The sequence below is a fragment of the Acinetobacter sp. Tr-809 genome, from assembly GCF_011753255.1.
Classification (GTDB): domain Bacteria; phylum Pseudomonadota; class Gammaproteobacteria; order Pseudomonadales; family Moraxellaceae; genus Acinetobacter.
On the sequence record NZ_VWVZ01000003.1, the window covers coordinates 1 to 25,970 of the forward strand.

Below are 25,970 nucleotides of genomic sequence, written 5' to 3' on the forward strand. Positions count from 1 at the left end.
CGACAATAGCAAGAGTGAACCACCTGATCCCTTCCCGAACTCAGAAGTGAAACCTCTTAGCGCTGATGGTAGTGTGGCACTTGCCATGTGAGAGTAAGTCATCGCCAGCTTTTAAATCTAAACACCCTCAACCTAACCGTTGGGGGTGTTTTTTATTGTGCGGAACTAAAAATATTAGAATATATCGGCTAAACTCGGTTCAATCATTCTTAAAACTAACAATACAATGAAAATTTCTTTGCTGGTAGATCACCCTGAGGCGGTTGGAAAAATTGCAAAGTGGTACTATAACGAATGGGCTTATCTCTCTTTACAGATCACCGAAGAAATGATGTACCACAAGGTGCTGGAAAAAGCAGTTAATCGAGATGTTATTCCCTTAGCAATCGTAGCTCATCATGAAAATGAATTGATCGGTGCCTTAGAACTTAAGCTACGAGAGAATAAAAACTATCCAGAATATGAGCATTGGATCGGTGGGATTTTTGTTGATCCCTTATGGAGAGGGCAAGGTGTTGCAAGTAAAATGATGACTATGGCAAAAGAAAAAGCCAAAGAATTAGGCGTAACCATGCTCTATTTACAATGTGAAAGCCATAATATTACACTTTATCAAAAGCATGGTTTTAAAGTACTGCATCAAGCCAATCACCATACTGTAGAAACAACAATTATGAAATATGAACAATAAGAATTGCGAAATTATGTGGAGATAAGATGCAACAAAAGCTATTTCAAGCTGCGAAAGACTTCATGGAGAGACGTTATCCTCAAGGTTGGGGCGGTGTTGCGGCACTCGCCACAGAGAGCGGTAAAATTCTACTCAGTGTTGCCCCTGAAACACGAAATGATGCTTTATCACTTTGTATGGAAGTCGGGGCATGCTTGGAGGCACATAAAATCAATGAAAAAATTACACATTCCCTCTGTATATGTAGAGAGTCGGAACATTCAAATATTCTCATTTTAACGCCTTGTGGAATCTGCCAAGAGCGTCTTTCCTATTGGGGTGGCGATGTTCTAGTCGCAGTTAGTACAGCTGAGAACAAATTATTATTTAAACCTTTAAGAGAGTTGATGCCCTATCATTGGTCGATTGTGAATGGGGTACAGCTTTAATGTGGTGTAAGGAAAAGCTATTCGTGTTTAAAGCATCAGGATATTTAACTATATGCTGAGTTATCGTCTTCTCTGTTCAGCTAATGAAGCTGATATAGCCGGTATTCAAGCTGTATTTGAGGCTACTCCAAATTATTTTAAACTCATTCAAGGATATAGCGCAGAGAAAAATGCTGCTCGAAACGATCTAAAAGCTGTACCTAGTGGACATCCATTTACTGCAAAGTTTTTTTACGCGATTTATCATAAAGAACAGATGATTGGTTGTATTGATATTCTGCAAGGTTATCCCGAGTCATCAATAGTATTTATTGGACTGCTATTGTTTATAGAGTCTCATCAAGGTTTAGGCTATGGTCCACAAGCAGTCAATTTTATTTCGGGTCTTGCGAATACTTGGGGATGTGATCGGTTGAGAATTGCAGTGGTTGAATCAAATGAACCTGCGTTCGCCTTTTGGTCAAGGCAAGGTTTTGTAGAACGTTACCGTAAAGAACTCAGTGAATATGTTGCTCCCGTAATTGTTATGGAGAGAACACTCATTTTTAAATCAGAGGAAATAGATGAAACTCAATTCTTTCTCCCCACTCCCTGAAGATGATGATGAACTGCATCTTCCTGAGCTAGTCTATTGGGCTTCACTTGGTAATGTGGAACAAGTCGAACAGTTACTGGCAGAGGGGATAGACCCAAACCAGACCGATGACGAAGGCTATAGTGCGTTACAGGCCGCTGCTGAGAACGATCATTTGTCCATAGTGAAGCTGTTGGTGAGTAGAGGTGCAAATGTCGCTTATAAAGGCGAATATAGTGCGCTACAGCTTGCTGAAATGGCAGAGCATGCCGAAATCGTTGAGTACTTAAAAAGTCTTTAGCTTGCATATAAAAAAACAGCAGATAAAAAGAAGCCCCATCATCCTGACGGGGCTTCTTCATATTCAGTTTATGTCGTTGATATCCTATTAACGACCACGTCCTGTGTGTTTTATTATTCTCAATGAGACTTCCTGTCTCTCTATGATTTATATGTAGGGGAAAAGTTTTAGTTGGGATATTCGCCAATCGCTGCGATTGTTGTAGGCTTTGGCGTACATCAATTGAGATTGATAAAATGATGGGTTATAAAAAAACGGAATCTAGAGATTCCGTTTCTGTTTAATTCAAGTCTTAGAAATGAATATCTAAACCGATATAGGGACCTTTAAAGTTAAATTTAAGGTCATTTTTTTCGTAATCATCTAGTTTGATATCGAGAATACGGTAACCCGCTTTTAAACCAACATCGACCAATAAATTATCAATAAAGTTGTATTGTAATTCAGCTTGAGCATCGGTGATTTTGGTATCGTTGACATTGCTATATAACAATTCAGCTTTGGCACTTAAACCTGTGAAAGGCAGTTTTACACCTGCAGATCCATAAATCACAGGGACTGTTTTATCGATATCTGTTTTGCTTAAACCCAGTGTTTTTACATCGCCATTCAGGTTGGTTGCACCGAGGCCGACATCGGCATTTACGATGGTGTCTAAGATCTCATAATATAAAATGAAATCGGTATGATCGATGTTGAGGTCATAGACTGGTTGACCAGCAACTTCATTTTCAGTCTGCGATTTTAAATTCACATAGCGAATTTTTGCATTTGGAATCAGTGGAATTGGGTGTTCAAACGCAAGCGAAACTTGCGCAGCGCCTTTACGATCAAGGTCTTGATCTGGTGCTGATGTTTGCGCAGCCATATTAGCTTCACCGTTGTAATTCCAGTAACTAAGATCGCCTTTTACACCAATCACATCCGCTTGCGCTAGACCACAAAAGCTTGTCCCTAAAGCAAGCATTGATATTTTTAATATTTTCATTGCATTGTCCTAATAAATTTCAAAAACCGTAATGAATTGTTGTGAATTCATCAGTGAATGGGCGAATCATATAGTGATCTTAGAAAATATGCAGTAGTCTAATTTTAAATTTTTATAACGAGATCAAGAATAATGACAGATGCACAGAATGTAGTGGATTATCCGCTTTACGTCGCAGGAAAGGCCGTTACAACAGGTCAGTGGTTGGAAGTCCATGATAAGTATCGAACGACGGTCTATGCGCGTGTGGCATTGGCTGATGCGAAGGTCCTTGAAAAAGCCATTTCGGCTTCGGTAAAAGCAGAAGAGGAAATGGCAGCACTCAAGCCTTTTCAAAAGCAGAAAATTTTGCTGCATTGTGTAAAACGCTTTAATGAACTGCGTGAGGAACTGACTGAAGTTCTGATTGCGGAAGGTGGTAAGCCTCGTGGTGCAGCGAGTGCAGAAGTGGAACGTTTAATTAATACCTTCCAGTTGGCAGCCGACGCAGTCACGCAGCTGGATGATGGTCGTATGCTGCCATTGGCAGTCACACCCGCTGCCGCGCGCTTTCGTGGCATGGTCAAACAAGTGCCAATTGGTGCAATTTCCTTAATTAGTCCGTTTAATTTCCCTTTAAATTTAGTCGCTCATAAGATTGCACCTGCAATTGCAGCAGGTTGTCCATTTGTGCTGAAACCTGCGAGCTTGACCCCAATCAGTGCTTTAATGATTGCAAAGGTTTTGGCGGAAACAGAACTACCGAAAGGCTCATGGTCGGTATTACCATGCGATCGCCAAGCAGCAGATATTCTAGTGACCGATGACCGCTTTAAATTACTCAGCTTTACAGGGTCAGATCAGGTCGGTTGGGACATGAAAGCACGTGCAGGTCGCAAGAAAGTAACCTTGGAACTGGGTGGCAATGCCGCAGTGTTGATTGATGCAGATACCGTGATTGATGATGCTTTAATTGACCGCTTAATTGCTGCGGCTTATGGTCATGCGGGGCAAGTATGTATCAGTGTGCAGCGGATTTTAGTACATACCGATATCTATGCTGATCTGAAAAAGAAACTCATCGCAAAATTGAAAAAAATCAAGGCAGATGACCCAAGTTTAACTGGCACTGTGGTTGGGCCGATGATCAAAGAAGCTGAAGCTGTTCGCTTAAAAAAATGGCTGGATAAAGCCGAGAAAAAAGGAGCAAAAATATTAATAGGAGGAAGTTTACAAGGCATGCTGTTTGAACCTGCTTTGCTGGAAAATGTAGATGCCAAGCTGGAAATCTATAAAGATGAAGCCTTTGGTCCAGTGGCGATCCTCGAAAAATTTAAAGATTTTGAGCAGGGTGTTGCCACGATTAACCAAAGTCGTTTTGGTTTGCAGGCAGGTGTGTATACGCAAAATCTCAATAAAATGCTGTATGCATGGGATCATTTACATGTTGGAGGTGTGATTATTAACGATGTCCCGACTTTCCGTGTCGATAATATGCCCTATGGCGGTGTGAAGGATTCTGGCCTAGGTCGGGAAGGTATTCATTCTGCGATTCGGGATATGCAAGAGGAAAGATTATTAGCCATCAAACAATAAAAAGGATTGTGGCCCAAGCGGAGTTTAAGCTTCGCTTGATTGTTTTATGTACTTGATTTTTATAGGTTGACTGCAAGGTCAAAATTACAGTCTGTTGAAAAATAATCAGTTGTTTAAAAAACATGATTTTTTCTTGCAGAATTTACAGTAAAAAGAAATAAAAACAGGTATTGTTCGGCTATTAAAAGCAGAAAAACAAAGCCCAATCTTTAAGGAAGATGGTTTGGTTTTTGCTTTGTTTGTCCATGTAAACGGAGACCCACAAGGTTGAAATTTCATGCAAGCAAAACAAGATTTTTTATGGCACTTTTCATGTCTGTTGGATAATAAAAACCTAGGACAGCATGGAACGGCCAGCAGGACAATTTAGGTGTTTTATGGCAGATTCTCGTGAAAACTGGACATCACGATCTGGTTTTATTATTGCAGCTGTTGGTTCAGCTGTAGGTTTAGGTAACATTTGGCGTTTCCCTTACGTTGCTTATGAAAATGGCGGTGGGGCGTTTCTTATCCCTTATTTACTGGCGTTGATTACCGCTGGTTTACCGCTTTTATTCTTGGACTATGCAACAGGTCATCGTGCGCGTAATTCACCGCCAAAAGCATATCGTGCGCTATTTAAAGGCGGTGAGACACTCGGTTGGTGGCAAGTCTGTGTCTGTATCATCATTGGTTTGTACTATGCCAGCGTACTGACTTGGGCAGGTAGTTATGTCTACTTCTCAATTGGTCAGGCGTGGGGCAGTGACCCGGAAAGCTTCTTCTTCAATACTTATTTGCAGACCTCGAAAGCAACAGGCTTCGATCTACAATTTGTGAGTCATTTGTTCTGGCCAATCGTTGGTATCTGGGCACTGACCTTAATCATTTTGTATGGTGGTGTTAAGAAGGGCGTTGAATTATCGAATAAGATTTTCATGCCGTTGTTATTTGTTTTATTTACGGTTCTTGTGATCCAGTCATTACGTTTACCTGGTGCGGTAGAAGGCTTAAATGCATTCTTTACTCCGAACTGGTCAGCGATGATGAACTATAAAGTTTGGTTAGCTGCATATGGTCATACTTTCTTCTCGTTGTCTGTTGGCTTCGGGATCATGGTGACCTATGCCTCTTACTTAAAACCTAAAACCAACTTAACAGGTTCAGGTTTGATCGTTGGTTTTGCTAACGCATCAACAGAGATTTTGGCAGGTATTGGTATTTTTGCTGCGTTGGGCTTTATGGCACATGCGGCAGGTAAAGAAGTACACGATGTTGTGAGTGGTGGTATTGGTCTAGCATTCATCGCATTCCCTAAAATTATTTCAAGTTTAGGTGCAGGTGCGGATTTATTTGGTTTCTTGTTCTTCTCTTCGCTGTTTGTTGCGGGTATCTCTTCCATGGTAAGTATTTTGGAAGTGCCGATTGCTGCAATGCAGGACAAGTTGAAATGGGGCCGTACCAAAGCTGTAACGATTATTGGTGGTGGTAGTGCACTGGTTTCCGTGATCTTATTCTCTAGTGTGAATGCGATTAAACTGGTGGATATCGTCGATCACTTCATCAATAACATTGGTATTATTGGTGGTGCATTGATCTCGATTATCAGTATTGCTTGGTTTAAACGTTCTGCCTTGCGTGAGTTGCGTGATCATGTGAATCGTATTTCGACTGTTCAATTGGGCAAAGGTTGGGATTTCACTTTAACAGTGATCACATCGTTGATCTTGTTAACGACCTTAAGCATGACCGTATTTAACTTGGTGAAAAACGGTTACGATAGTTATAGCATGAGCTTACAAGGCGTATTTGGATGGGGCAGCGTGATTTTCTGTGCTGTCGTTGCAATTGTACTCAGCCGAATCAAAGATCGCTAGGAGAACAAATATGAATACTTCAGCAATCGTAATGATGGTGATTTCAATGGTGTTTTTATGGGGTGGATTGGCATTGTCTATTCTGCACTTAACCAAAAACCCAGAAGAGTTAGATGACGTTCTTGAAGAAGTCAAAGATCAGCATACACTCTAAATAGAATGAATAAAAAAGCAGGCTTTAAGCCTGCTTTTTTATTTTTGATTTATGCCAATTTTTTAATTCGGCAATAATAGAAACCATCGCCTGATTGTGCAGAAGGAAGTAGTTGACGACCATGGGGCTGTTCAATGCCCCAATCAGCTTCAATTTTGATTTCTTCTGCATCAGCATGTGCTGCAAAGAATGTTGCCATTTGCTGCTCATTTTCAGCTTTGAGAATCGAGCAGGTGATATACAGTAAAGTGCCACCGACTTTAAGCTGTTGCCACATCTGCTGCAAAATTTGCTGCTGTAGCTCAACCGTTTGCGCGATATCAGTCGACTGTCTGAGCAGACGAATATCGGGATGGCGACGGATTACACCTGTCGCAGAGCAGGGTGCATCCAACACGATGCAATCAGCCAGTTCCTGTGCCTGCCATGTGGTGGCATCAGCCGTAATAATCTCAACATTGTCCTGATCTAGGGCAAGACGTTCTAAATTTTCAGAAACACGCAGTAAACGTTTTGCATCATGATCAAGTGCAATCAATTTTTTAGGATTAAAGCGCTCAAGGATATGTGCGGCTTTACCCCCTGGTGCAGCACAGGCATCGACAACAACTTGGTCATCTAAGTTTGGTAAAAGCGTCGCGCACAATTGCGCATGTTCATCCTGTACAGAAAAACCACCTTCTTCGAAACCGGGTAAATGGGTAATATTGCCCGTTTGTTCCAGAACAATACCCACATCTGAAAGTGTGCAAGGACGAGCATCAATCTGTTCTTCGTCCAAAATCTCTAAATATTCGTTACGACTCACTTGGCGTTCATTGACACGCAGCGTCAGTGGCGCGACTTGTTTTAAGGCTTGGCATAGCGGCTCTACTTGCTCAGGCCAATCTTTTTTGAGTCGCTTGAATAACCAACTTGGTAAACCATGGGTATTATTCAATGCGGTTTGAAATTCATCTGTTTCACGTGAAACACGACGCAGAATCGCATTGACCAAACCACTCATTGGCTCAAAACCGAGTTGCTTCGCAGCATTTACAGTTTCTGAAATCGCAGCATGTACAGGAATACGCGTACATAAAATTTGATATAAACCCAGATATAAACAACTTTCTAGGGCTTCATTGTCTAATGGTTTTGTGAGCAATGGTAAGGTAATTGCTTTTAACGAATACCATTGGCGTAAACAACCTAAAGTAAGTTCGTGATATAAACCACGGTCACGTTCAGAAACGATATTGATATGTTGATTCAAAACGGAAGACAAAGATTGCCCATTCTGAACCGCCAAAAGTGTTTTGATCACCTGCGCACGCAGATTCAAATTTTTTGCAGATGATTGATTTGATGGGTTCATGGGAGAATTTGTCCAATATGCAATTTTTGGGTTTGGGCAATTTGTACTGGATTTAAGGCTTTAGCACCTGGCCATTGTAAGCTGGTTAAGCACACTGCAGTATTGTCGCCACAGGCAACATGCACGCCTTGCTTATCAATGGCAAGGATTTCACCAACTTGTGCATCGGTTTTGCTGAGCTGTGAAAGTGTAGAACCCCAAACACGTAAAGCATTATTTTCATCGAGTTGGATAAACGCGACTGGCCAAGGGTTAAAGGCACGAATATTACGATCGATTTGAACTGCATTTATAGTCCAATCGATACGGGCTTCGGCTTTCACTAATTTGTGCGCATAAACGGTCAGTGTTTCATCTTGTACTTCACGTTTTTCAATAAAATCCTGCAAGCTTTGTTCTGATTCAAGCACGGTACAAATTGCTTCTGCGCCTTGAACAGCCAATTTGTCATGCAAGCTGGCAGTGGTATCTTCCGCAGTAATTGGGCAATAGGTTTTATACATCATATCGCCAGTATCTAAACCTGCCGCCATTTGCATGATGGTAATGCCCGTTTCAGCATCACCTGTGGCAATGGCACGTTGAATCGGGGCAGCACCACGCCAACGGGGTAACAGCGAACCATGGATATTTAAACAACCGTATTTCGGTGTATCTAAAACCGCTTGCGGTAAAATCAAGCCATAGGCTGCCACCACCATCACATCTGCGCCAAGTGCAGCAAGTTCTTGTCGAGCTGCCAAGCCTTCTTCCGTAGACGCTTTAAAATTCAAAGGTTGATAAACGGGTAAATCGTGTTCAAGTGCCAATTGTTTAACAGGAGATGGCGTTAATTTTTGCCCACGTCCTGATTTACGGTCAGGTTGGGTATAAACCGCAATGATCTGGTGGGATGTTTTTAATAATGCCGCCAATGCGGTTGCCGCGAATTCAGGCGTACCAGCAAAAATGATTTTCACAAATGGAATCCAAATAAAACTTACCTCAAATTATAAGCGAAAAAGCGACGAGTCCCTAATTCACAACCTGAATTGCTTTTGTGCAAAAAAAGATAGGCCTGTTGGTCATCTGTTAAACGATAACTTGTAGTATGATGCAAAGAGCTCAGTATCATTTCGCCAGAGAGAATGTTCTATTCTTCTCGAGCACACACTTGTTGGGAATACAAAATGCCTGATTATCGTTCGAAAACATCAACACATGGAAGAAATATGGCGGGCGCGCGTGGTTTATGGCGTGCGACCGGTATGAAAGATGAAGATTTTGGCAAACCAATTATTGCGGTGGTCAACTCATTTACCCAATTTGTTCCTGGTCACGTGCATCTTAAAGATTTAGGTCAACTTGTTGCGAGAGAAATTGAAGCTTCTGGTGGTGTCGCGAAAGAATTTAATACCATTGCCGTCGATGATGGTATTGCCATGGGTCATGACGGGATGCTGTATTCACTGCCATCACGTGATTTGATTGCCGATTCTGTGGAATACATGGTCAATGCCCATTGCGCTGATGCCATGGTATGTATCTCGAACTGTGACAAGATCACTCCAGGAATGCTGATGGCTGCGATGCGCCTGAACATTCCAGTGGTATTTGTGTCTGGCGGGCCAATGGAAGCGGGTAAAGTTAAATTCCGCGGCGACGAAAAGGCGATTGACCTTGTTGATGCCATGGTGGTTGCAGCAGACGAAAGCTATACCGATGAAGAAGTTGCTGCGTTTGAACGCTCAGCATGTCCTACTTGTGGTTCATGCTCAGGGATGTTCACAGCTAACTCAATGAACTGCTTAACCGAAGCTTTAGGTTTGTCTTTACCGGGCAATGGTTCGATCGTGGCGACGCATGCCAACCGTGAAAAACTGTTCTTAAGAGCAGGCCGTTTAGTGGTTGAACTGGCGAAGCGTTACTATGAACAAAATGATGACAGTATTTTGCCACGCTCAATTGCAACTAAAGCAGCATTTGAAAATGCCATGACTTTGGATATTGCAATGGGTGGCTCAACCAATACCGTATTGCATTTGCTTGCGGCTGCACATGAAGCAGAAGTTGATTTCACCATGGATGATATCGACCGTCTGTCTCGCCAAGTACCGGTATTGTCAAAAGTTGCACCTGCAAAACAAGACGTGCATATGGAAGATGTACACCGTGCAGGTGGCATCATGGCAATCTTGGGTGAGTTGGATCGTGCCAACTTATTGAATACCTCATGCCCAACCGTGCACGAACCTACTCTGAAAGATGCATTAGACAAATGGGATATTATCCGTACAGAAGATGCGGACGTTTATGAATTCTATCGTTCGTCTCCGGGTGGTATTCCAACTCAAGTAGCGTTCTCGCAGAACCGTTATTATTCAACTTTGGATGGTGATCGTGAGAAAGGCGTAATTCGTAATGCTGAACATGCCTTCTCTAAAGATGGTGGTTTGGCTGTACTTTACGGCAACATCGCTTTAGATGGCTGTATCGTAAAAACTGCGGGTGTAGATGAGTCGATCCTTAAATTCACTGGTACTGCGCGTGTTTTTGAAAGCCAAGATGCAGCGGTTGAAGCGATTTTGGATCATAAAATCGTTGCGGGCGATATCGTGGTGATTCGCTACGAAGGACCACGTGGCGGACCAGGGATGCAGGAAATGTTGTATCCAACCAGTTACTTGAAGTCGAAAGGTTTAGGTAAAGACTGTGCCTTGATTACCGATGGTCGTTTCTCGGGTGGTTCGTCAGGTTTGTCGATTGGTCACGTTTCTCCAGAAGCGGCTGAAGGTGGTGCAATTGGTCTAGTTGAAGATGGTGATACCATTCAAATCGATATTCCAAACCGTACCATTCACCTCGATATCGATGATGCAACCATGGCGCATCGCCGTACCGTTCAGGAAGCTAAAGGTTGGCATCCAGCAGAAGAGCGTAAACGTAAAGTGTCTAAGTCATTGAAGATTTACGCAATGCATTCGACCAGTGCAGCCAAAGGCGCAGTACGAGTTTTGTAATCCCTTTTGGTCCCTCTTTAATTAAGAGGGACTTTTTTGTCATTTTATAAGATACTGAACAAACTTATTGGCTCACTTGCTCTTTATTCAATACAAGTTTGGGCATATTTATCTATCTTTCAATTTATGACCATTAGAGGCTATCGACATGTCTTTGTTACGTCGTTGGTTTGATCCCCTCCGATCGAGTTGGTTTTACCAAAAACCTTCGCGTCAGGCGGTGTTACCTACGGAACAGGGTTTAAGCATTTACCTGCGTCTAGACGATGTTTATAGCTATCTTGCAGTACAACAACTGGATCAGCTCAATGAAATTCTGAGTGATGAGTTGAAACCCTTAAAAGTGATTATCTCGAGGCAGGACGCAGAACCTCCGAATGGAATGTCCAAGCAGGAATGGCTCAGTTATTGTTTAAATGATGCCAAGATTCTTGCCAAGCAACATCGTTTTGGCTTTGATGACACTCCAGAAATCCCCAGCGCAGAAGCATTACAACAAGCTGAAACCATTCTTCGAAACACTCCCTTACGTGAACAGAACTTCTTACATTTATTGGAAGATGTGTTTCATATGCTGTGGCAACAACAATACGGCAAATTACGTACCCTCTATGCCATGGCCAGTCGGCACCAAAGCCCTCAAGATTATCCTGAACGTATTTTTAAAGATGTGCCCGTTGCTGCCAGCTATTTCGAATTTGGTGAGCGTAAATATCAAGCCGTTGATGATTTATTGCGTTTGACTCGCCGTCTGAAACAACAAAAATTACTGACTGGAAATCCAATTTTCCTGATTAATCATATCGAATGGCGCGAGCATTTGATCAATGATGGTGAGTCACTTACCGAAGTCCAAGCCATGCATCCTGAGCTAGACTTATACATTGCGCTTGAAGATCCAATGAGCTGGTTGTTATTGGCCTATATCAAAGAAGAACTGGCTAATTATTATAATATTCAGTTAAAGGTTTTTCCGCTGAGTTATCATGGGCGAGACTGGTTTGATTGGAGTCTGGCAACCCGTGTTTCCAAGCGAACACAAGTGACATTTACGCCGTTCTGCCGTCCAACCAAAGAAGCGACGTATGAGATGGCACGACTGTTTTATAGTGTGCCTGAGGAACAGCAAGTTGATTGTATCCACCAGATTTTTGAAGGGGTGTGGACACGGGGTAAAGATCTTTCATTTAAAGCCCATTTTCAGCGCATGCAAAAGCGTCTAGAGATCGAGAACATCACTGAACAGGATGTCGAAGCTCTACTGAAACAGAATGATGAACTATGCCAGCAAAAGCATCAGCCAGATTTTCCTGTACTGGAATTACGTATAGATGGACAGAGCTACGTTTTCAATAGTCTGTATCGGGTTTGGATGATTGAAAGCATTATCAGCAATGTGTTGGAAGACAAATATAGAACGGCCTCAAGCTCTGCCTGAGGCCTGCTCCCAAAAATAAGAATACGGCAAACCTCGCTTTTTTCGTAGCATAACTCCGAAGCAACATCGGAGACTTGGGCGTGACTTTTTTAGCAATTATTGTGATGGTATTTGTCTTTGCAGGCATGATTAAAGGCATGATCGGCTTAGGCTTACCTGCGGTCTCAATGGGGCTACTCACAATTGCCATGAGTCCTTTTCAGGCTGCCTCACTGCTGATTGTTCCGTCTATGATTACCAATATCTGGCAGCTCTTTGCTGAGGGGCGGGTCTGGACTTTTGTACGCCGCTTCTGGTCTTTGTTGCTTGGGATTGTGGTTGGATCGGTCTGGAGTTTTTTACCCACTTTAAGCCAAAGCCATGGTCAAAGCAGTGAAATTCTATTGGGTACGATGCTGATACTGTACGGGCTTTATGGTTTATGCGTTAAGAATCTGCCCCACTTGGGTAAATATGAGCATTGGTTATCTCCCTTGGTGGGTTATATCGGTGGTGCGGTCACTGTAGCAACAGGGGTTGTGATTATTCCTGTGGTGCCTTATTTGCAGTCTTTACATCTAAACCGTGATGAGCTGGTTCAAGCTTTAGGATTAACCTTTACCGTGTCCACCATTTGCTTGGCAGTATTTCTACACCATAACCCAATGCAGGGAATCACACTGGACTATCGTTTATCGGCTGTTGCCTTGGTAGCAGCTTTGGTCGGGATGTGGTTGGGTAAAAAAATCCGCTATCAACTGAATGAGCAACGCTTCCGCCGTCTATTTTTTATGGGGCTGGTCGCTTTAGGTGGCTATATGCTATCGCACTAATTTTGCTGTGAACTAAGGACGATGCTGCAATAAAAAATCTGCAAATTGCTGATAAGTCTCGGGCAGTTGACTGAAATCCTGCGTTGCTAACAGCAGCTTCCGATTAGCCCATGCGCCCAACAGCTGTACCGTGTGGAAATCATAGTCTGGCTCTAAACGCTGCGCAGCACGGGCAGGCATAATCGCTATGCCGACGCCTTTCGCCACCACTTCAGCAATCGCAGCAAAATTGGGTAAACGCAAACGGTATTGGATATTAAAGCCCAGTAACTTGGCCTGGGTTTCGATAGATTGCTGCAAAGAATGATGTGGCATCAACCCAATAAAGCCAAAATGTAAGGCATCGACCAGATTTAATTGTGTGTATTGAGCAAGGGCATGTGAGGCTGGGCAAATCAGTACCAAGGGGTCACTGGCAAATTCTTGGGTCTGCAAAGGGCGAATATCAAAGAAACTGGAAACCAAGCCGAGCTTAGCGATGCCTTTGCCTAGAGCGGCAATAATCTCTGAACTTTCTGCTTCATGTAGGTCAATATTGATGTCAGGATGTCGCATCAGATATTGCGGTAACAGTGGCGGCAGATATTCACTTTGTGCCGAAGAGTTGCACCACAGGGTTAAGGATTCGGGTTGTTGTTGTCGAAAGCGTTGCATCTCTTGTTCGAGCTGATCTTTTTGGCGGATCATACGTCGCGCATGTTCGGCCAAAGCATGTCCGGCTGTAGTTAATTCAACGCCAGTGGTTTGTCGAGTAAATAAAGGGGTATCAAAATATTGTTCGAGTTTTTTAATCCGTTCGCTGGCTGCTTGCAGAGAAATTGCAGAACGTTCAGCCCCTTTGGTCAGACTACCCGTGCTGGTGATATGCAGAAATAACTGTAAATCAAAAAAATCAAAACGCATGATGGCAACGCATTGAAATGCAAAAAATCATCATACTAAAAATAAGATTGATAAAGATAGGGGACTTAAGTGCAGCATCCCTGCTGTTCATGGGAGGGTGTTTTAACGCTGATCTAAAGGATGGTCTTTAAACAACTGCACGATCCATTCAATAAACACTCTTTGTCTCGGTGAAACCCGTGTTTTTGAGGGGTAGAGCAATGAGACAGGTAAAGCGGGAACAGCATATTGGGTTAGCACTGGGGAGAGTTGGCCATTTTCAATTTGCTGTAAATGACCGTAACGTGGTACCTGAATAATGCCAAAGCCTTGTTCTGCCGCTGCTGAATAGGTGTGAGCGCCATTGACTTGAATTAATGCAGGTAAATCATAAAACTCGACTTTATGCTGAATCAAAAATTCTAAGGGAAGCGCTTTTTGCCGGGCTGTAGAATAGAAGCCCACCATAAAATGCTGTTTTAATTCACTCAGTGTGTTCGGTGTACCGTATTTTTTGAGATATTCAGGACTTGCGAGAGTGACTTGCTGAATCTGGCCTAAGTGTCTGACCACTAGCTCGCTATTATTTAAATGTCCAATCCGAATCACACAGTCGATGCCTTCTTTAATCAGATCAACATAGCGATCACTTTCAGTCAGTTGTAATTGAATTTGTGGGTATTCACTGAGGAACTGATGCAATTTTGGCAGAATAAAATGCGCGGCGAAGATGCCGTGAACTTCGACCTTTAAGATACCTTGCGGTTTGGCATGTAAAAAATCATGGTCGGATTCATCAATATAAGCCAGAATATATTTACAGCGTTGATAGTACAGATGGCCTTCGTCGGTCAGATTGACTTGTCGTGTGGTTCGAAACAGTAAGCGGGTATTCAGCTGTGTTTCTAATTGTTTAATCGCATCTGTCAGGGTTGAGCGCGGTAAGTTCAGGATCTGTGCTGCTTTGGTAAAACTTCGCTGCTCAACCACATGTACGAATGCTGACATGGCATTTAACTTGTCCATAGGCTTGATTCTTTTGTTCGCTCTATCCGTATAAAGAAGCCGAAATTTGATGGATTATCTTGTTCTCACTGAACAGTATCATAGATTGTATTCCGTGATAAGTCGGCTTGGATGAGGTTAAAAATGAATACACCATCAAATGAGAGAAAAGTGATTTTGATTACAGGGGCATCCCGAGGCATTGGTGCTTTTACCGCGACTTTACTGGCACAACAGGGTCATCAAATCGTGATTAATTACGCACGCAATGATTTAGAAGCAAATCAGTTGGTTGAACAAATTAAAGTTGCAGGCGGTACGGCAAGTGCATTTAAAGCAGATATTAGCCAGTCATATCAAGTTGAGCAGCTATTTGAATATGTCATCCAAAGCTATGGACGAGTGGATGTACTGATTAATAATGCGGGCATCATGTGCTTGCAAAAAATTGAAGCTTTAGATGATGAAACCATTGAAAAGGTTTTAGCGATTAATTTAAAAGGTAGCTTATATACCATGCGCGAGGCAGCGAAACGACTTGAGCAGGGTGGAAAAATTATCAATCTCTCTAGTAGTGTGATCGGGATGAAGTTGGAAGGGTATGGCATTTATACCGCTTCTAAAGCAGCCATTGAAGCTCTGACCGCTATCCTTGCTAAAGAATTAAGAGGCAAAAATATTACCGTTAATGCCATTGCACCTGGACCAACAGCGACGGAACTGTTTTTTGAGGGCAAGAGTGAGGCATTGATTGCTCAGTTGACCAAAGCAGCTCCTTTAGAGCGTTTAGGTACAGTGGAAGATATTGCTGCGGTGCTTGATTTTGCTGTGAGTGACGCGAGTAACTGGATTAATGCACAGGTGATTAGAGCCAATGGTGGCATTATCTAGTCGTGGCATCCTTCTCAAAATAAAAAAGGCAGCTTGCGCTGCCTTCAAAGTTTTAATTTTTATCTTTTAAACTGAATAGCAGATTCAGGAAAATCGCAGCAAAAGTTGCGGTTCCAATACCACCTAAATTAAAGTTACCAAATAACAATTCAAAATTGCCTGCACCTAAAATAATGGTGACAGAGGCAATGATCAGATTTTTATTGTTTGAGAAATCAACTTTATTTTCGATCCAGATCTTTGCACCTGCAATAGTAATTAAACCGAAGACCACAATTGAAGCCCCTGTGAGGACTGCGGTTGGGATAGTACTAATCACCGCACCAAATTTTGGAGAAAGTCCTAGGAAAATTGCAAACACGCCTGCGATGACAAAGACAATCGTAGAATAAACGCGGGTCACTGCCATCACACCAATATTTTCACCGTAGGTGGTCATACCTGGCGCACCAACACCACCTGACAAGGTCGTGGCTAAACCATCAGCAACAAATGCTTTGCCCAGTTGTGGGGTCAGGTTTTCGCCAGTCATTGCACCCACAGCTTTAATGTGACCAAGATTCTCCGCCACTAATATCAATGCGACTGGCGCAATAATCAGAATCGCATTTAAATCAAAAGTTGGATGTGAAAAGCTTGGGATACCAAACCATGATGCTGCTGCGATTTGGGAGAAATCAATCGGTTTGCCATAGCCTAAAACATTGGTTGCAATGGCATAAATCGCATAGGCAATCAGTAGGCCAACGAGTAACAATAAACGCTGTAATAGACCTTTGGTAAAGACCGCAATAATACCCATACTCAGTACAGTAATCAGTGCCATCCACATTTCAAATGGTTGCCCTGCAACGCCTTTAATGGTGACAGGTGCAAGGTTGAGACCGATGATCATCACGATCGCACCAGTTACCACAGGTGGCATCAGTTTTTCAATCCAGCGTGTGCCTGTCAGCATCACTGCAAAGCCGATCAAGGCATAAAAAATACCACAGGCAACGATACCGCCTAATGCAACAGAAAGATTAGGGTTGGCACCTGAGCCCGTGATATGGCCTGTTGCCGCAGCAACTACGCCAATAAAAGCAAAGCTTGACCCTAAATAACTAGGAACACGCCCACCTGTGATCAGGAAGAAAATAATGGTACAGATCCCTGACATTAAAATGGCAAGGTTTGGGCTAAAGCCCATTAATAAGGGTGCTAGAACAGTCGCACCGAACATTGCAAACGCGTGTTGAACCCCGAGCACCGCACTTTGTAAGGGCGGTAAATATTCATTTGTCGCAACAGGGCGATGATCGATCTTCCCCTGATACGGCTGCCATTTTGGAAACCAACTTGACATAAATTAGACTCATTATGTGATATCAGCGCGTATGATACCCTGTCTTAAAACGAGCTTTCACCTATAAGCCATTGAGAATATTGCCAGAACAGGCATTACGGGTTTGTATTTTTACCTTTTGGTAAAATTTGTTTCAAAATAAGCTAGCGGTTTTATTATTTATTTTCGTGCTGATACTTTGAAAAGTTAACTCTCTTATTTTAAAAATATTTTTTGAAATTTTTCTATTTTTTTAATTGAAGTGGCATATTTTGCCAATCTCGCCATCAATAGCTGTGATTTCTATGGATGGCAAGGCTGGCGTTTGACTTAACCTGTATTACGCAGACCTGCGGCAATCCCCGCAATACTGACCATCAAGGCATGATCGACAGGGCTATGTTCGGTTTGGTGTTCAGCCAGATATAAACGACGACGTTTCATCAACTCCGCTTGTAATAAATGCAGTGGCAATAAATACGGTTTACGCACCTGCATGGATTGATCTAAGACTTCATTATTACTGAGTAATTTAGATTCACCTTTTAAGCGCAGTAGAGTATCTACCGCATTTTGCAGACGTTGGCGTAATTCCACACCGAGAACCTTTAAGTCCTGATCTTGGGTCAGATGTGACTCATAGTATAGGGCAATATCAGCATCAGATTTAGACAATACCATTTCCAGCATATCAATCAGGGTTTGAAAATAAGGCCATTGTTCTAACATCTCATTCAAGGTGTTTTTATGTTGTTCGTGCACCTGATTAATCGCCGTTCCTGTACCCAACCAAGCAGGCAGCATCAAACGGATCTGTGTCCATGCAAACACCCAAGGAATGGCACGTAGTGATTCAATACCGCCACTGACTTTACGTTTGGCTGGTCGAGAACCCAATGGCAACATTTGTAATTCCAGTTCTGGCGTAACCGTCCGTAGGTAGCTGACAAAGTTTGGATTTTCACGCACGGTTTGGCGATAGACTTTGACCGATAAATCGGTCATTTGATTCATCAAGTCACGCCACTGTTTTTTCGGTTCCGGTGGTGGGAGCAAAGTCGCTTCTAAAGTCGCAGCGGTATAGATTTCCAGATTTTGCAGCGCAATACCTTCTAGACCGAATTTGAAGCGAATCATCTCCCCTTGTTCAGTGACTCGAATTGCACCTGAAATCGAACCAGGAGGTTGAGAGAACAGAGCCTGTTGCGTTGGCGCACCACCACGGCTGATTGAACCACCGCGACCATGGAACAAGGTCAACTGTACACCATGCTGTTTGGCAATTGCAGTCAGTTCTTCCTGAGCACGATATTGCGCCCAATTGGCTGACATAAAGCCCGCATCCTTGGCTGAATCTGAATAGCCAATCATCACCTCATGTTTGCCTTGAATATGCTGTTTATACCAATGCATATTGAACAAGGTATTCATGGTTTTGGCTGCGCCATCTAGATCCTTTAAGGTTTCAAATAAAGGCACGACACGTAGCGGATGTTGAATCCCCGCTTCCTTTTGCAGCAATAAAACCGCGAGTACATCACTTGGATATTCTGCCATCGAAATAATATAAGCCCCCAAGCTCTCGGTTGGCTGTTCTGCCAAGGTACGCATGGTCGCAAATACTTCAAGTACGTCAGGATGCTGAATCAGACTACCTTCTGGCTCATTGAAGAACTTCGGTAATAATGGACGTTTGCTTTGTAGCTCTTGAATCAGAAAGTTCTGACGGGCTTGTTCAGTCCACGATTCAAAGTTACCTAGACCCAGATATTCGGTAATGGCTGAAATGGCCTGACGATGGCGGCCTGATTCTTGACGAATATCCAGTTTGAGCAGTTCGATGCCGAAACAGTTGACCCGATAAATGAAATCCAGCAATTGTCCATTGGCGATCTCAGCCAGATTACTGTCGACTAATGAGCGATAGCAAAGCAGTAACGGAGCTAACAGTTCCTCTTTATTCTTGATGATATTGCTATCGTCTGCTTCGGCACCTTGTAAGCGTTGCCCCAACCAATAGCGGGTGGCTTTTAAGCGCTCGCGAGTGTCTCGTAGATATTCTCGATACGGTTCAGGGTGTTCATAACCTAAAGCTTGAGTCAGTTCATCGGAACAGTTTTGAATCGACAGTTCCCAACGCAGATTTTCAATATCACGCAGATATAAATCAGCAGCCTGCCAACGCGAGAGCCACAGGACTTCTTGGGTGACTTGATGGGTGACATTCGGGTTGCCATCACGGTCACCGCCCATCCATGAAGCAAAACGAATTGGCGCGATACTCATAGGTAAGGCTTGCTCACAATGTAGCTGAGTCAATTCATTTAGTTCACGGACGAATTTCGGTACTGCATTCCAAAGCGTTTGCTCAATAGTCGCAAAGCCCCATTTGGCTTCATCGACAGGGGTTGGGCGATGCTGACGAATCTCATCAGTTTGCCATGCTGAGCTGACCAATTGCTTCAGTGTAGCGATGGTCTGTTGGCGTTCTCTTGGTGTCAGTTTTTGTTGATCCAGCTGTGAAAGACAGTCGGTAATATCATCATATTTTTGAATGAGGGTGCGACGGCTGACCTCAGTTGGGTGTGCTGTCAGTACCAGTTCAATTTTTAAATCACAGATCTGTTGGAATAATTGCTGTGCATTGATTTGTTGGGTTTTGAACTTTTCGAATAAATGTGGCAGCGGGTTTGGGCTTGGGGCTTGTTCATCAAACTCGGCCTGACGACGGCTACGCACCACATGATATTGTTCAGCAATATTGGCGAAATTGAGAAAATGTGAGAATGCGCGAGTTAGTGGCAGAATCTCTTCATCTTTCAAACCGAGGAAGAGTTGTTCTAGCTGTTTTTCGGCTTCGATCTGGCCGTCACGTGCGCCTTTGGCTAATGCGCGAATTTGCTCAATCTGATTAAACAAATCTTGCCCAGCATGTTGCTTTAAGGTCTCTCCAAGTAAATTGCCCAGTAAGCGGACATCTTCACGTAATGGAGCAGTGATTTGCTGAATCATTCTAATTCTCCTGTTGTTCTCATTCGACTATAGCGCGATTGAGAGACATTCCAAGAGCAGAACGTAAAAAAATGTGAATTTTCTCTAATTTATTGATTGATATTTAAGCATAAAAATTTCGATTGCTTGTTCAATCATCTGATTGATTTCAGTTGCGCTTGGTACAGGGGCTAAACCCAGCAACACTTGCTGATGACGGATACCCAACATCAGCGAGATGATCAGCTCAGTTTGCTTAAGCGGTTCATCTGCGCGAATAAATTTAAAGGCGATGGCCTGTTCAAAGAAATCACACCAGACATTGCACATGCGGGTATGTGAAGCATCAAAAAATTGCTTGGTTAAGGGACTTTGTTCCGCCGCCAATTCAAACAGCAGGCAATCTAATTTCAGCGCTTCAGGCAGATAAATAATACTCAATGCACGCTGACACATGAGCACCAGCGCCTGTTTAAAATTAGATTCAGCTGTAAGCTCAAACTGTTTGGTTCGAATCGACTCTTCACAGCTTTCTTCAATGGCACAGATAAACAGATTGCCCTTATCTTGGAAGTGGTTATACACCGTGAGTTTGGTCACACCCGCTTCTTTGGCAATCTGATTCATGTTGGTGGCGTGATAGCCCATTTTTAAAAAAATAGATTTTGCAGCCTGTAAAATTTTGGCTCTTTTTTCTAAATCTTTAGGGCGACCACTGTTGATTTGCACGTTATCGTTCTCTTTTAATTAATTTAAAAATCAAAATTCTAGCTTTAATTTTTAATTAGTGTACTCATGGGTATATTAATTAAAAAATAAACAATCTATGATAATGCTCATATCACGCCTTAAAAATCAATTTGAATAAGAGCGCAAAGAGATGAATCAGATCAATCGTATCATATTGGGGTTACTCATTGTCAGTAGTGTACTCCTCAGCGCCTGTCAAAAAGAGGTGCCAAAGACTGAGGAAATTCCCTATGTCATGGTGACGCAACCGAGCAGTAATCATGTCGATCAAAAAAGCTATGCGGGGGATGTGCAAGCGAGACAGCAAACTGCTTTGGCCTTCCGTGTCGGGGGGCAGATTACCGAACGTTATGTCGATGTTGGTGATCGGGTCAAAGTGGGACAAGTGCTGGCGAAATTAGATGTAAAAGATGCCCAGCTGCAGATGAATGCAGCCAAAGCCCAATTAGATAGCGCACAGGCAGCGGCAAAGATTGCTGCTGAAGAATATCAGCGTTATCAGCAACTTTTACCTGTCAATGCGGTGAGTCGTTCGCAATTTGATGCAGTCAAAAATCAATATGAATCTGCACAGGCAAGTCTACAACAAGCACGCTCAAACTATGAGGTGTCATCTAATCAAACCGGCTATAACCGGTTAGTTTCCAATAAAAATGGCGTGATTACCCAACGTCAAATCGAGATTGGACAGGTGATTGCAGCAGGGCAGGCTGTTTATCAGTTGGCGATTGATGGTGAGCGTGAAGTGGTATTTGGTGTGCCTGAGCAGTCAGTCAGTACCATCAAGGTTGGGCAACCAGTATGGGTTACTTTATGGTCGCAACCAGATGCGCGTTTTGCAGCCAAAGTACGTGAGGTTTCACCCGCGGCGGATCAATCCCGAACCTTTACCGTGAAAGTTTCTTTACTTGAAGGACAGTCGACGATTCAACTTGGGCAAAGTGCACGGGTATTCTTTGTCGCAAATGAAAATAACGTTTTGAGCGTGCCGCTATCCAGTGTGACTGCCAATGATCAACAAGCGTATGTTTGGGTGGTGAATGCCAATCAAAGCATACGCAAAGTGCCTGTGACTTTAGGTAGTTATGGTCGAGATAGTGTGCCAGTTGTGTCAGGTTTAAAAGCAACGGATTGGGTTGTGGTCGGTGGTGTACATTTACTGCGTGACCAGCAAAAAATTCATCCAGTCGATCGTGATAATCGTGAAGTCACTGTAAAAGCGGGAGGTTAAACATGAAATTTAACCTTTCAGAATGGGCACTCAAAAATAAGGGGATTATCCTTTATTTTATGCTGTTGCTCGGTATCGTCGGCATCATGTCTTATTCCAAACTTTCGCAAAGTGAAGATCCGCCGTTTACCTTTAAAGTGATGGTGGTACAGACTTATTGGCCAGGGGCAACGGCGAAAGAAGTGTCGACACTGGTGACGGACCGCATTGAAAAAGAATTGATGACCACGGGGCAGTATGACCGCATCATGGCCTATTCACGGCCGGGTGAGTCTTTGGTGACCTTTGTGGCGAAAGACAGTTTGCCATCCAGTGCTATTCCTGATGTTTGGTATAACGTGCGTAAGAAGGTCAACGACATTCGTTCGCAGTTGCCGAGCGGTGTACAAGGACCCTTTTTCAATGATGAATTTGGCGACACCTTCGGCAATATCTATGTACTGACAGGCAAAGACTTTGACTATGCGGTGATGAAAGAATATGCCGACCGTTTGCAGCTGCAATTGCAACGGGTCAAAGATGTCAACAAAGTCAATTTGGTCGGTCTACAAGATCAGAAAATCTGGATTGAATTATCAAATACCAAAGCGGTACAACTGGGTGTCCCTGTCACAGCCATTCAGGAAGCGATTCAAAAACAAAATGACATGGCGGGTGCGGGGTTCTTTGAAACAGGTACAGACCGTATCCAAATCCGAGTCAGTGGGCATTTACATAGTGTTGATGACCTGAAAAAAATGCCGTTGTTGGTCGGTGATAAAACCATTCAACTGGGTGATGTTGCTGAGGTCTATCGAGGCTTTAGTGAACCAGCGCAGCCACGTATGCGTTTTATGGGCGAAAATGGGATTGGTATTTCGGTTTCGATGCGTAAAGGTGGTGACATCATTGCACTAGGTAAAAACCTTGAAACCGAGTTCAATCGTCTACAAAAAACCTTACCTTTGGGCATGAAACTGCAAAAAGTTTCTGATCAGCCTGTGGCGGTACAACGCAGTATTCAAGAATTCTTAAAGGTCTTGGCCGAAGCTGTGATCATCGTTTTATTGGTGAGCTTCTTCTCGCTGGGTTTCCGTACTGGTTTGGTGGTAGCACTGTCTATTCCACTGGTACTGGCAATGACTTTTGCAGGCATGAATCTATTTGATGTGGGACTGCATAAGATTTCCTTGGGGGCATTGATTCTGGCCTTGGGGTTGCTGGTCGATGATGCGATTATCGCTGTTGAAATGATGGCGATTAAAATGGAGCAGGGCTATAGCAGATTGAAAGCGGCAGGTTTTGCGTGGCAAACCACAGCCTTTCCAATGTTGACGGGAACCTTGATTACCGCAGCAGGCTTTTTGCCAATTGCGACAGCTCAATCAGGAACAGGTGAATACACCCGTTCTATTTTCCAAGTGGTGACTATTGCGCTGATTGTGTCATGGATTGCAGCAGTTTTATTTGTGCCTTATTTAGGTGAAAAATTATTGCCCGACTTTAGCAAACAGCAGCAACAAGCGGCATGGTATCTACGTTTATGGGCGCGACTGCGTAAGCAACCTGCACCTGTGGTAGAAGCACATGGTCAGCATCACGATCCATATCAATCCAAGTTTTATCAGGCCTTCGGTCGTGTGGTTGAAATCTGTATTACCTATCGTAAAACCGTGATTGCGGTGACGGTGGGAATCTTTGTATTGTCAGTCGCGATGTTTAAGTTAGTGCCGCAACAATTCTTCCCGCCATCGAATCGCGCAGAAATTCTGGTGGATCTAAAACTTGAAGAAGGGGCATCACTGACCGCAACTGAACAGGCGGTACATAAGGTGGAGCAGTTCTTGTCCAAGCAAAAGGGCATTGATAACTATGTGGCCTATGTGGGAACAGGTTCACCGCGTTTCTACTTACCGCTAGATCAGCAATTACCACAAGCCAGTTTTGCTCAATTTGTGGTATTGGCCTCGTCTCTTGATGACCGTGATGAAATCCGTCGCTCTTTAGACAAGCAGATTAAGCAGTTATTGCCTCAAGTGCGCACAAGGGTATCGTTATTGGAAAATGGTCCACCTGTGGGTTATCCATTGCAGTATCGTGTATCGGGTGAAGACCTCGGCACAGTACGTCAATGGGCGCAAAAAGTTGCCAAAGTCCTGAGCGAAGATCCAAATACCACCAATGTGCATTTGGACTGGGGCGAACCGAGTAAAATCATTGCAATCGAAATTGACCAAGATCGTGCACGTCAGATGGGTGTTTCCAGTGTGGATTTAGCCAATTTCCTCAATGCTTCAGTGACGGGTGCGGTAATGAATCAATATCGCGAAAAACGTGAGTTGATTGAAATCCGTTTGCGTGGTGATAAATCGGAACGCGTTGAAGTTGCATCTTTAGCGAGTTTGGCTGTGCCGACCACTAAAGGCACAACTGTTCCGTTGGCGCAGATTGCCAATATTGAATCCCGCTTTGAAGAAGGCTTAATTTGGCATCGTAATCGCCTACCAACCATTACCGTTCGTGCCGATATCCGCACCCACTTACAACCTGCAACTGTGGTGCAACAGTTGGCTGATCAGATGCAGAGCTTACGCGCAGATCTACCAAGTGGTTATCTACTGGAAGTGGGGGGGACGGTTGAAGAATCGGCTAAGGGGCAAAATTCAGTCAATGCAGGCATGCCATTGTTTTTGGCTGTGGTGATGACTTTATTGATGATTCAGCTTCGTAGCATGTCACGGGCAACCATTGTGTTACTGACAGCGCCATTGGGTTTGATTGGTGTCGTTGCGTTCCTCTTGTTGTTCAACAAACCTTTCGGTTTTGTGGCAATGCTTGGCACCATTGCTCTGTCAGGGATGATTATGCGTAACTCGCTGATTCTGATCGATCAGATTGAGCAAGATATTCATGCGGGACATACACCATGGGATGCGGTCATTGGTGCAACCATGCGTCGTTTCCGTCCAATTGTGTTGACGGCACTGGCAGCGGTGCTGGCGATGATCCCTTTATCACGCAGTATTTTCTTTGGTCCGATGGCGGTTGCGATTATGGGGGGGCTGATTGTTGCCACCTTATTAACCTTATTTTTCCTGCCTGCACTGTATGCGGCATGGTTTAAGGTTAAAAAAACAACACAACTATCGTAATTATTTTGTGAATAAAGGTGCGAAAGATTGAAAATTTCAATATAGTAGCACCTATATTTTAAGACCAAAAAATAATTGAATTTCATAGCATGGCAAATTTTGCATAATGCTGTGAATGAGGTGATAGAGAGCATGGGGCAAGACGGTATTGAGCAGCATCGCCGCTACGTGGCGATTTCTTATGTGTTCATGTTTCTTGCATTATTTACGATAGTGTTTGCTGTATTTGCGTACCTATTAGCACGAAAAGTTGCGATTGTGGATAATGCAGAGGTATGGATACATGCGCATGCACTTTGGATTATGCGTAATGTGATGTTGTTTTTACTGATGGCCATTTTTGCCGTGCTCTGGTTTATTCCACTGTTCTTTTTTGCTTGGAACGACGCACTTTGGGTGACTGCAATGATGGTTGCTGGTGTGGTATTTAGTTCAATTGCATGGTTATTTTTATTGAATGCTTGGCTGAAAGGTATTGCAAAGTACTTTAAGAATAAAGCCGTTTTCTAAATTTATTGCTTTTTTATTGCAATAGACCTTGTAAATTTATTGTACAGCCCCTATTAAGGCTCTGTTGACTTTTTATTTC

General features: G+C 43.3%; 22 protein-coding genes and 1 rRNA gene. 15 read left to right on the forward strand and 8 right to left on the reverse strand.

Translation table 11 applies throughout. The features are described 5' to 3' along the window. The 5 genes from rrf to F3J02_RS07380 all read left to right on the forward strand — a co-directional run. Nucleotides 1-110: ribosomal RNA gene (gene rrf / locus F3J02_RS07360) — 5S ribosomal RNA — on the forward strand; the annotation flags it as partial. 116 nt (nt 111-226) lie between these two features. Beyond that, entirely contained in the window at nt 227-691 is a 465-nt protein-coding gene (locus F3J02_RS07365) for a GNAT family N-acetyltransferase (protein WP_167248402.1), read from the forward strand. Nucleotides 692-717: 26 nt separating this feature from the next. Next, a complete protein-coding gene (locus tag F3J02_RS07370; RefSeq protein WP_167248403.1) occupies nt 718-1,119 on the forward strand; it encodes a cytidine deaminase in 402 nt (133 codons plus the stop codon). Nucleotides 1,120-1,171: 52 nt separating this feature from the next. Continuing rightward, entirely contained in the window at nt 1,172-1,714 is a 543-nt protein-coding gene (locus F3J02_RS07375; protein WP_167248404.1) for a GNAT family N-acetyltransferase, read from the forward strand. Beyond that, on the forward strand, nt 1,683-1,994 hold the full coding sequence (locus F3J02_RS07380) for an ankyrin repeat domain-containing protein (protein WP_167248405.1): 312 nt from the start codon (nt 1,683-1,685) through the stop codon (nt 1,992-1,994). The genes F3J02_RS07375 and F3J02_RS07380 overlap by 32 nt, the downstream gene beginning before the upstream one ends. Nucleotides 1,995-2,286: 292 nt before the next feature. Here F3J02_RS07380 and F3J02_RS07385 read toward each other — a convergent pair whose 3' ends face one another. Further along, nucleotides 2,287-2,982 carry a TIGR04219 family outer membrane beta-barrel protein gene (locus F3J02_RS07385; protein WP_167248406.1) on the reverse strand — a complete coding sequence of 232 codons (696 nt, stop codon included), beginning with the start codon at nt 2,980-2,982 and terminating at the stop codon, nt 2,287-2,289. Between the two features lie 132 nt (nt 2,983-3,114). Between F3J02_RS07385 and F3J02_RS07390 the strand changes: the two genes are divergently transcribed. From F3J02_RS07390 to F3J02_RS07400, 3 genes are all read left to right on the forward strand, one after another. Then, complete coding sequence (locus F3J02_RS07390) at nt 3,115-4,557, forward strand: aldehyde dehydrogenase family protein (RefSeq protein ID WP_167248407.1); 1,443 nt, start codon at nt 3,115-3,117, stop codon at nt 4,555-4,557. Nucleotides 4,558-4,934: 377 nt separating this feature from the next. Beyond that, nucleotides 4,935-6,413: a sodium-dependent transporter gene (locus F3J02_RS07395; RefSeq protein ID WP_167248408.1), complete on the forward strand. Its 1,479-nt coding sequence runs from the start codon at nt 4,935-4,937 to the stop codon at nt 6,411-6,413. A gap of 10 nt (nt 6,414-6,423) precedes the next feature. Then, nucleotides 6,424-6,567: a methionine/alanine import family NSS transporter small subunit gene (locus F3J02_RS07400; RefSeq protein ID WP_023271084.1), complete on the forward strand. Its 144-nt coding sequence runs from the start codon at nt 6,424-6,426 to the stop codon at nt 6,565-6,567. Nucleotides 6,568-6,616: 49 nt separating this feature from the next. Here F3J02_RS07400 and rsmB read toward each other — a convergent pair whose 3' ends face one another. Then, nucleotides 6,617-7,924, reverse strand: coding sequence for a 16S rRNA (cytosine(967)-C(5))-methyltransferase RsmB (gene rsmB, locus F3J02_RS07405; RefSeq protein WP_167248409.1), 1,308 nt, complete (start codon nt 7,922-7,924; stop codon nt 6,617-6,619). Further along, nucleotides 7,921-8,883: a methionyl-tRNA formyltransferase gene (fmt, locus tag F3J02_RS07410; protein ID WP_167248410.1), complete on the reverse strand. Its 963-nt coding sequence runs from the start codon at nt 8,881-8,883 to the stop codon at nt 7,921-7,923. Before fmt ends, rsmB begins: the two co-directional genes overlap by 4 nt. A gap of 210 nt (nt 8,884-9,093) precedes the next feature. Between fmt and ilvD the strand changes: the two genes are divergently transcribed. From ilvD to F3J02_RS07425, 3 genes are all read left to right on the forward strand, one after another. Beyond that, the gene (gene ilvD, locus F3J02_RS07415) at nt 9,094-10,923 is read left to right on the forward strand and encodes a dihydroxy-acid dehydratase (RefSeq protein WP_167248411.1); all 1,830 of its coding nucleotides are present in this window, start codon (nt 9,094-9,096) and stop codon (nt 10,921-10,923) included. A gap of 148 nt (nt 10,924-11,071) precedes the next feature. After that, complete coding sequence (locus F3J02_RS07420) at nt 11,072-12,361, forward strand: hypothetical protein (RefSeq protein WP_167248412.1); 1,290 nt, start codon at nt 11,072-11,074, stop codon at nt 12,359-12,361. Nucleotides 12,362-12,441: 80 nt separating this feature from the next. After that, nucleotides 12,442-13,173, forward strand: coding sequence for a sulfite exporter TauE/SafE family protein (locus F3J02_RS07425; protein ID WP_323127321.1), 732 nt, complete (start codon nt 12,442-12,444; stop codon nt 13,171-13,173). 12 nt (nt 13,174-13,185) lie between these two features. Here the strand turns inward: F3J02_RS07425 and F3J02_RS07430 are convergent, their stop codons facing one another. Both F3J02_RS07430 and F3J02_RS07435 read right to left on the reverse strand, forming a co-directional pair. Further along, nucleotides 13,186-14,076, reverse strand: a complete 891-nt coding sequence (locus tag F3J02_RS07430) for a LysR family transcriptional regulator (RefSeq protein ID WP_167248413.1) — start codon at nt 14,074-14,076, stop codon at nt 13,186-13,188. 102 nt (nt 14,077-14,178) lie between these two features. Then, nucleotides 14,179-15,081 (reverse strand): LysR family transcriptional regulator, encoded by a 903-nt coding sequence (locus F3J02_RS07435; RefSeq protein WP_167248414.1) that lies wholly within the window; start codon nt 15,079-15,081, stop codon nt 14,179-14,181. A gap of 123 nt (nt 15,082-15,204) precedes the next feature. On the opposite strand from F3J02_RS07435, the gene F3J02_RS07440 reads away from it, so the two are divergent. Next, nucleotides 15,205-15,951 (forward strand): SDR family oxidoreductase, encoded by a 747-nt coding sequence (locus tag F3J02_RS07440; protein WP_167248415.1) that lies wholly within the window; start codon nt 15,205-15,207, stop codon nt 15,949-15,951. Between the two features lie 52 nt (nt 15,952-16,003). On the opposite strand, the gene F3J02_RS07445 is transcribed toward F3J02_RS07440, so the two are convergent. The 3 genes from F3J02_RS07445 to F3J02_RS07455 all read right to left on the reverse strand — a co-directional run bounded on the left by F3J02_RS07445 (nt 16,004) and on the right by F3J02_RS07455 (nt 20,998). Beyond that, nucleotides 16,004-17,299 carry a solute carrier family 23 protein gene (locus tag F3J02_RS07445; RefSeq protein WP_167248416.1) on the reverse strand — a complete coding sequence of 432 codons (1,296 nt, stop codon included), beginning with the start codon at nt 17,297-17,299 and terminating at the stop codon, nt 16,004-16,006. A 309-nt stretch (nt 17,300-17,608) separates the two neighbouring features. Continuing rightward, nucleotides 17,609-20,290 (reverse strand): phosphoenolpyruvate carboxylase, encoded by a 2,682-nt coding sequence (gene ppc / locus F3J02_RS07450; protein WP_167248417.1) that lies wholly within the window; start codon nt 20,288-20,290, stop codon nt 17,609-17,611. Nucleotides 20,291-20,374: 84 nt separating this feature from the next. After that, the gene (locus F3J02_RS07455; protein WP_167248418.1) at nt 20,375-20,998 is read right to left on the reverse strand and encodes a TetR/AcrR family transcriptional regulator; all 624 of its coding nucleotides are present in this window, start codon (nt 20,996-20,998) and stop codon (nt 20,375-20,377) included. 151 nt (nt 20,999-21,149) lie between these two features. On the opposite strand from F3J02_RS07455, the gene F3J02_RS07460 reads away from it, so the two are divergent. The 3 genes from F3J02_RS07460 to F3J02_RS07470 all read left to right on the forward strand — a co-directional run bounded on the left by F3J02_RS07460 (nt 21,150) and on the right by F3J02_RS07470 (nt 25,891). Beyond that, a complete protein-coding gene (locus F3J02_RS07460; protein ID WP_167248419.1) occupies nt 21,150-22,250 on the forward strand; it encodes an efflux RND transporter periplasmic adaptor subunit in 1,101 nt (366 codons plus the stop codon). 2 nt (nt 22,251-22,252) lie between these two features. Then, the gene (locus F3J02_RS07465) at nt 22,253-25,381 is read left to right on the forward strand and encodes an efflux RND transporter permease subunit (RefSeq protein ID WP_167248420.1); all 3,129 of its coding nucleotides are present in this window, start codon (nt 22,253-22,255) and stop codon (nt 25,379-25,381) included. Between the two features lie 132 nt (nt 25,382-25,513). After that, nucleotides 25,514-25,891 carry a hypothetical protein gene (locus tag F3J02_RS07470; protein ID WP_167248781.1) on the forward strand — a complete coding sequence of 126 codons (378 nt, stop codon included), beginning with the start codon at nt 25,514-25,516 and terminating at the stop codon, nt 25,889-25,891. Nucleotides 25,892-25,970: the final 79 nt, after the last annotated feature.